General features: G+C 66.5%; 6 protein-coding genes. 3 read left to right on the top strand and 3 right to left on the bottom strand.

What is annotated here, in order from left to right; genetic code table 11:
- Positions 1-116: 116 nt before the first annotated feature.
- Entirely contained in the window at positions 117-1,337 is a 1,221-nt protein-coding gene (locus ACX80Q_RS18540; RefSeq protein WP_459332017.1) for an amidohydrolase family protein, read from the bottom strand.
- Between the two features lie 115 nt (positions 1,338-1,452).
- Between ACX80Q_RS18540 and ACX80Q_RS18535 the strand changes: the two genes are divergently transcribed.
- Both ACX80Q_RS18535 and ACX80Q_RS18530 read left to right on the top strand, forming a co-directional pair.
- On the top strand, positions 1,453-2,007 hold the full coding sequence (locus ACX80Q_RS18535) for an isochorismatase family protein (protein WP_459332016.1): 555 nt from the start codon (positions 1,453-1,455) through the stop codon (positions 2,005-2,007).
- Positions 2,008-2,097: 90 nt separating this feature from the next.
- The gene (locus tag ACX80Q_RS18530) at positions 2,098-2,742 is read left to right on the top strand and encodes a LysE family translocator (protein ID WP_459332015.1); all 645 of its coding nucleotides are present in this window, start codon (positions 2,098-2,100) and stop codon (positions 2,740-2,742) included.
- 3 nt (positions 2,743-2,745) lie between these two features.
- Here the strand turns inward: ACX80Q_RS18530 and ACX80Q_RS18525 are convergent, their stop codons facing one another.
- Complete coding sequence (locus tag ACX80Q_RS18525; protein WP_459332014.1) at positions 2,746-3,834, bottom strand: NAD(P)/FAD-dependent oxidoreductase; 1,089 nt, start codon at positions 3,832-3,834, stop codon at positions 2,746-2,748.
- A gap of 97 nt (positions 3,835-3,931) precedes the next feature.
- On the opposite strand from ACX80Q_RS18525, the gene ACX80Q_RS18520 reads away from it, so the two are divergent.
- The gene (locus ACX80Q_RS18520) at positions 3,932-4,912 is read left to right on the top strand and encodes a formylglycine-generating enzyme family protein (protein ID WP_459332013.1); all 981 of its coding nucleotides are present in this window, start codon (positions 3,932-3,934) and stop codon (positions 4,910-4,912) included.
- An 84-nt stretch (positions 4,913-4,996) separates the two neighbouring features.
- Here ACX80Q_RS18520 and ACX80Q_RS18515 read toward each other — a convergent pair whose 3' ends face one another.
- Positions 4,997-5,788: a hypothetical protein gene (locus ACX80Q_RS18515; RefSeq protein ID WP_459332012.1), complete on the bottom strand. Its 792-nt coding sequence runs from the start codon at positions 5,786-5,788 to the stop codon at positions 4,997-4,999.
- Positions 5,789-5,977: the final 189 nt, after the last annotated feature.

Genomic DNA, 5,977 nt, shown 5'->3' with positions numbered 1-5,977 from the left:
CCTCACGGAGCCAGTCAGTTGCTGAGTCACATTCATCAGATGGTACAGCCGCTACCTACTCTGCCAGCTAGTCCCAGACCAGCTACATACAAGACTCACAGTCAGTTGTTTAAGGGCTAGACCTGGCGGACGCCGGCACGCCACACGCCGGCCGTCAGCGGGATGCCGGGGCGGTACGCCAGATGCGTGGCAGACGGCGCCTTGAGCATGTGCAAATCCGCCCGGTGCCCCACGGCGATCGAACCAACGGCCCGCTGCCCGTCCGCATCCAAACCCGATTCCCGGCCCAGGGCGAGCGCTCCCCCGTAGGTTGCTGCGCGCACGGCCTGATGTACGCTCAGCCCCATCTGCAGCACAGCCGTTGTCACACAAAACGCCATGGATGAGGTGTAGGAGGTGCCCGGATTGCAGTTGGAGGCAATGGCTATCTGTACCCCTGCATCCAGCAATTGTTTGGCGGGGGCCAGCGGGGCGCGGGTGGACAAATCGCAGGCCGGCAGTACCGTGGCCACGGTCCCCCGCACGCCGCCTTTGCCGAAATCCGCCGCAGCGTCCCAGCCGGACCACGAATCCGCCAGCAGGGCAACATCAGCATCGCTGAGAAAGTTCACGTGGTCCACGCTGGCCGCGCCAAACTCCACGGCGAGCTTCACGCCGTCACCGTGGCCCAGCTGGTTGCCGTGGACGCGCAGCCCCAGCCCGGCGTCGCGGCAGGCAGCAAGCACGGCCGCGGACTGTTCCGGGTTGAAGGCGCCGCGCTCACAAAACACGTCGGCCCAGCTCACGTACGGCCGCACGGCGTCGAGCATCTCCGTGCAGACCAACTCCGTGTAGGCGTCGGCATCCATGCCCGCCGGGACCAAGTGGGCACCCAGATAGGTGACCTCATCCACCACCGTGGAGGCGATGCGGGCGCTGCGCCGTTCGTGCTCCACATCCAGGCCGTAACCGGTTTTGGTTTCCAGGTATGTGGTGCCCTGCGACACCGCCTCGGCCACCCGGCCCATCGCCAGCCGGGTGAGGTCATAGTCACCGGCGGCGCGGGTAGCGTCCACCGAGACAGCAATGCCGCCGGCACTGTAGCTCTGCCCCGCCATGCGCGCCTCAAATTCGGCCGTCCTGTCCCCGGCAAAGATCAGGTGGCTGTGCGAATCCACCCAGCCCGGCAGTACCGCCCGGCCCTGCGCGTCGGTGAGCGTGTCGGCGGCGGGTGCGTGCACGGCGTCGCCAATCCACGCAATCCGCTCCCCCTCCAGCACCACCGCCGCATTGCGCCGCGTGCCCTGCCCGTGGTCCTGCGTCATCAATTCACCGATGTTGGTGATCAGTTCACTCATGCCCTTAGCGTACGACGCCGGGCGGCCGGGCCGGGTGCCTGCGCCGCGGTGGGCGTCTGGCATGGCAGACGCCGTGGCCCTACCATGTGGCGGCCCGGCATGAAATACTGCTGGGGTGAACCAGCCCAATGAGCGTCCCGGAACTGCCTTGCTGATCATCGACCTGCAAAAGGATGTGGTGGCGACGTGTTTTGACACCGACGGGGTGCTGGCCCGCACCGCCGTGCTCATTGGCCGGGCACGAACGGCTAAGCTTCCGGTGATCTTTGTCCAGCACGAGGATGCGTACATGCCGCGGCACAGCAGCGGCTGGGAGCTGGCTCCTTCCCTGCCCGTCAGCGAGGGCGACCCGTTGGTCTTCAAAAGCTACCGTGATTCCTTTGAGGGCACCACCCTGGCGGCCGAGCTGGAACGCCTGGACGTTGGCCGGCTGATCCTGGCCGGCGCGCAATCCGACTACTGCGTGCGCACCACAGCCCACCGTGCCGCCGTCGAGGGCTATGACTTTGTCTTGGTCAGCGACTGCCACACCACCGAGGACACCGAATTTGCTGGGGTTGCCGTCACGGGCGAACAGATTGTGGCGCACACCAACCAGTACTTCCAGGGTCTGAGCTACCCCGGGCGCAGCTTCGGCATCGCCACCCATCTGGCCGTGACACTGCCCTAGCCCGCGGGGCCGGGCGGAGTCTGGCATGGCAGACCGCGGAGCCAGGCGACGTCTTGCGGCTGGGGGCGTCCAGGGCGGACAATGGATTTCATGACTGCCGTTTCCCTGTTGGCCTTCGCTGGCCTATGCCTCATGCTTGCCCTGATTCCGGGCCCCGACACGTTTTTGGTGCTCCGCATCTCGCTGAACCGCGCCGGCGCCGGCATTGCCGCCGCCACGGGATCCGGTGTTGGCTCACTCGTGTGGGCTGCCCTGGTGGGGGTAGGCCTGGCCGCCATTTTGGAACAGTCGGCAGAAGTTTTTAGGTGGTTGAAGATTGCCGGTGGGCTGTACCTGCTCTACCTGGGCGTCTCGTCCTTTTTGAAGGCCCGCAAGGCAGCCAAGGAAGGCATGGCCGCCGGAAATGGCGGTCAGCAGCCGCTGCGCTACAGCACCAAGGCGGCGTTTGCCTCGGGCCTGGTCTCCACGCTGCTCAACCCCAAGGTTGGCCTGTTCTACCTGGCCGTGGTGCCGCAGTTCATTCCGCACGGCGGCAACACCCTGGGCATGGCCATGATCCTGGGCCTGACCCTGGCCGTGATCGGCACCCTGTACCTCACCGTCATCGCCTTTGCGGCGTACAAGGCCATGAAATGGCTGCGCAAACCCAAGGTCAACACGCTCATTGAACGCATCAGCAGCGGCATCCTTGCCGTGCTCGGTGTGGGCGTCATGGCCTCCGGCGCCACCAGCTAGGAGCTAGACCAGGCCGGCCCGTTGCGGACTCAGTGCTGCCGCGAGTGCGCCGTCCCCTCCTGACAGTTCCCCGGTGAGGAGCCCGGCGGCCAGCGTTGCCAGGGCCGCCGAGGTCTGGATGCCGTAGCCGCCCTGACCTGCCAGCCAAAAGAAGCTGGGCACGGCCGCGTCGAAGCCCACCACCGGCAGGCCGTCCGCGGGGTGGGTGCGCAGCCCCGTCCAAGACCGTTCGACGCCGGTGATCCCCAAGCTGGTGACGGCGTCAATGCGGTGGATGAGTTGGGCGATGTCCGCCGGGACCACCTGAGCATCCCCGGGCTCGGTGGGCACGGACTCGCACGGCGAGATCAGTAGGTGACCGCCGTCGGGCCGGTAATAGAAGGATTCATCGGCGGGCTCCACCATGGGACCGGCGGGGTTGGCCGGCGTCGCGGTGGCAACGATGGCCACGCTGCGCCTGTGCGGCATCAGGCCGCGCGGCCGGACGCCAAAGAGGGCGGCAACCTGGTCCGCCCAGGCCCCTGCGGCGTTCACCACCATGGCGGCCGTGATGGTGTGCTCCCCCGCCACCACCTCAAAGCCCCTGGCCAACGCCGTCGCCTTCGTGACGGGCGCCCCTGTCACGATCACGGCTCCGGCGGCCACGGCCTGGCTGCGGTAAAACTCCACCAGTGCCGGCACGTCCACCTCCATGGCTGTGTCATCCAGGACGGCTGCCGAGAACGCCTCGGGCCGCACATCGGGGCTGAGCGCCATGGTTTCGGCATGCCCCAGCAGCACCAGATTCGCATTCCCACCAGCCAACGCTTCCGCCTCAGCCACGGAGCCAAGAGTGATCAGCGGCCGCGGTTTGAGGATGGGCGCAGCCAGGCCTGCGGAAATTTCCCGCACCAGGGCAATGCTGCGCCGGGTCAGTTCCTGGACGGGTGCCGGGCCGTAGCTTGGCTGCATCTGCCGTGCGGACCGCGAGGAGCTGTGAAACGCCAGCGACTCCTCGGCCTCCACCACAGTGACGGATACGGCGGGGCCCAGCCGCCAGGCCAGGGACAGTCCGGCAATCCCACCACCAATGATCAAAACATGTGCATCCATGGCGCCATCTTGACACATTCTCGTTGCCGCCCGCCAACCGGCCGCGGCGGACATAGACTGTAAGGAATTCCCCTTTTCCTCCTTGCAAAGTGAGCCCATGTCCAGTTGTTGCAGCCCCGCCGGCCGATCCGGCCACGAGACCCACGCGCCGGCTGCCCCGCAGACGTTCTCGCTGAGTGTTCCACCGCGCACGGCGACCGCCGTTCATGCCGAGGTCACCATTGCGGCGGGCACTTTTGCCATGGGCGACCCCTTCGATGAGGGCTACCCGGCCGACGGCGAAACCCCCGTCCACCAAGTGCAGGTGTCCGCCTTCAGCATCGACACCACAGCCGTCAGCAATGCAGCGTTTGCCGCGTTCGTTGACGCCACGGGCTACCGGACGGAGTCCGAGCAGTACGGCACCTCGGCCGTGTTCCACCTTGCGGTGCAGGCTCAGCAGGCGGACATTCTGGGGCCGGCCGCGGGCACCCCCTGGTGGATGAGTGTGCGCGGCGCGGACTGGGCGCACCCAGCCGGGCCGCTGTCATCATGGCAGGACATCCCCAACCACCCGGTCACACAGGTCTCCCACGCGGACGCGCTCGCCTATTGCGCGTGGGTGGGGCGGGCGCTGCCCACGGAAGCACAGTGGGAGTACGCCGCCCGCGGCGGACTGGAGCAGGCCCGCTACCCGTGGGGCAATGAACTGCACGGCACCGCTCCAGATGGCGGGACCGTGCACCACTGCAATATTTGGCAGGGCACCTTCCCCACCGAGAACACGTGCGACGACGGTTTCCTCACCACCGCGCCCGTGGACAGCTTTGAGCCCAATGGTTACGGCTTGTTCCAGACCAGTGGGAATGTGTGGGAGTGGTGTGCCGACTGGTTCCTGCCCAAGTACTACAAGAGCTGCCTCGCCAACGGCACCGTTGCGGATCCGGCGGGGCCCACGATTGGACGTGGCCGCGTGATGCGCGGCGGTTCCTACCTGTGCCACGATTCTTATTGCAACCGCTACCGCCTCGCAGCCAGGAGCTCCAACACGCCCGACTCCGCCAGCGGCAATCTGGGCTTCAGAACGGTCGCGGCCTAAACCCCGTCCCCGTCCCCGCCCCCGCCCCCGCCCCCGCCAACTGTGACGCACTTGATGTCATGGAAAGCGCTTACTTTCTAGGTTTTACTGCAACAAGTGCGTCACAGTTGGGGCGGAGCGCGGCACGAGGGTCAGGACGGTGGCGTCGTCGGCCACCTCGCCAATGGTGCCCTGGTGGACGCGCAGCTCGTGCATGAGCCCCAGGGCATCAAGTGTGGTGGAGCTGCGGTCCAGGAATTCCTCCGGGCCGCTGACGAGGCCAAGGTCCACGGCGCGCCAGGCCCCGTCGGTGGCCATGACCATGATCTCGGGCCGGCTGAGCTGGACCACGTGGGCGTGGCCTGCAGCTTCGGGTTCGCGCCGCGCCACCCAGAGCCGGCCGGGTGTATTGCGCAGCTCGCGGTCGAGCTTAAGTTGTGCCAGCCGCTCGGCCGGTTCCACAGCGCTGATCCCCGCGTCGGCGAGCTGGGCACGCACCAGGTGGGTGGCGCCGTCGGACGTGCGGACAACCACCGTGCAGTCAGCCAGGCTGGCGATCTCCACACCCTCGTCATTGAGTTGGGCCACGGAAAGCGCCGCGCTGGGGAAACGGACGTGTTCGTTGCCCACCAGCGGTGAAGCGGCAGAATCAACGGCAGCTAGGGCGCCGGCCAGCACGGCGCGGACGCCGGACTCGGGGGCTGCGCCCAGGGCCCGAGTCAGTTCCTGCGCCAGCCACTGCGGGTTCGAGGCTGCCGGCAGTTCCAGGGGCTCCAGCAGGGTAGTGGCGCCGTCAATAATCCAGGCGGTGGGGCCGTTGAAGCCGCAACTGTCCTCGATGACGTGAGCGTCGCCCTCAAATTGCACGCGTGCACGGATATCCCAGCTAAGAGTCATGCTTTTATCCTGCCATGTGCCGGCACCGCCATGAGTCTGCGCACCGTTCTCTGTGTATCTGGCGCAGCTTCTGAAGCTGCCCTCTACGTCAGGCTGGTTGTGAGTCATTCATTTCTTTTGATTGAAGGAGCCAACCATGTCATCAATTACGCAAGGTTATACAAGGGACGAGATTCGTGGGTTGGTCCA

The sequence above is a fragment of the Arthrobacter sp. HLT1-20 genome, assembly GCF_054510895.1.
The sequence above is the reverse complement of the archived record's forward strand: the minus strand, read 5'-3'. Positions and strand labels throughout refer to the sequence as shown.

Excerpts from the sequence above, each read along its gene's own strand:
- ACX80Q_RS18540 (WP_459332017.1), bottom strand. The coding sequence starts at position 1,337 with ATGAGTGAACTGATCACCAACATCGGTGAATTGATGACGCAGGACCAC.
- ACX80Q_RS18530 (WP_459332015.1), top strand. The coding sequence starts at position 2,098 with ATGACTGCCGTTTCCCTGTTGGCCTTCGCTGGCCTATGCCTCATGCTT.
- ACX80Q_RS18525 (WP_459332014.1), bottom strand. The coding sequence starts at position 3,834 with ATGGATGCACATGTTTTGATCATTGGTGGTGGGATTGCCGGACTGTCC.
- ACX80Q_RS18520 (WP_459332013.1), top strand. The coding sequence starts at position 3,932 with ATGTCCAGTTGTTGCAGCCCCGCCGGCCGATCCGGCCACGAGACCCAC.
- ACX80Q_RS18515 (WP_459332012.1), bottom strand. The coding sequence starts at position 5,788 with ATGACTCTTAGCTGGGATATCCGTGCACGCGTGCAATTTGAGGGCGAC.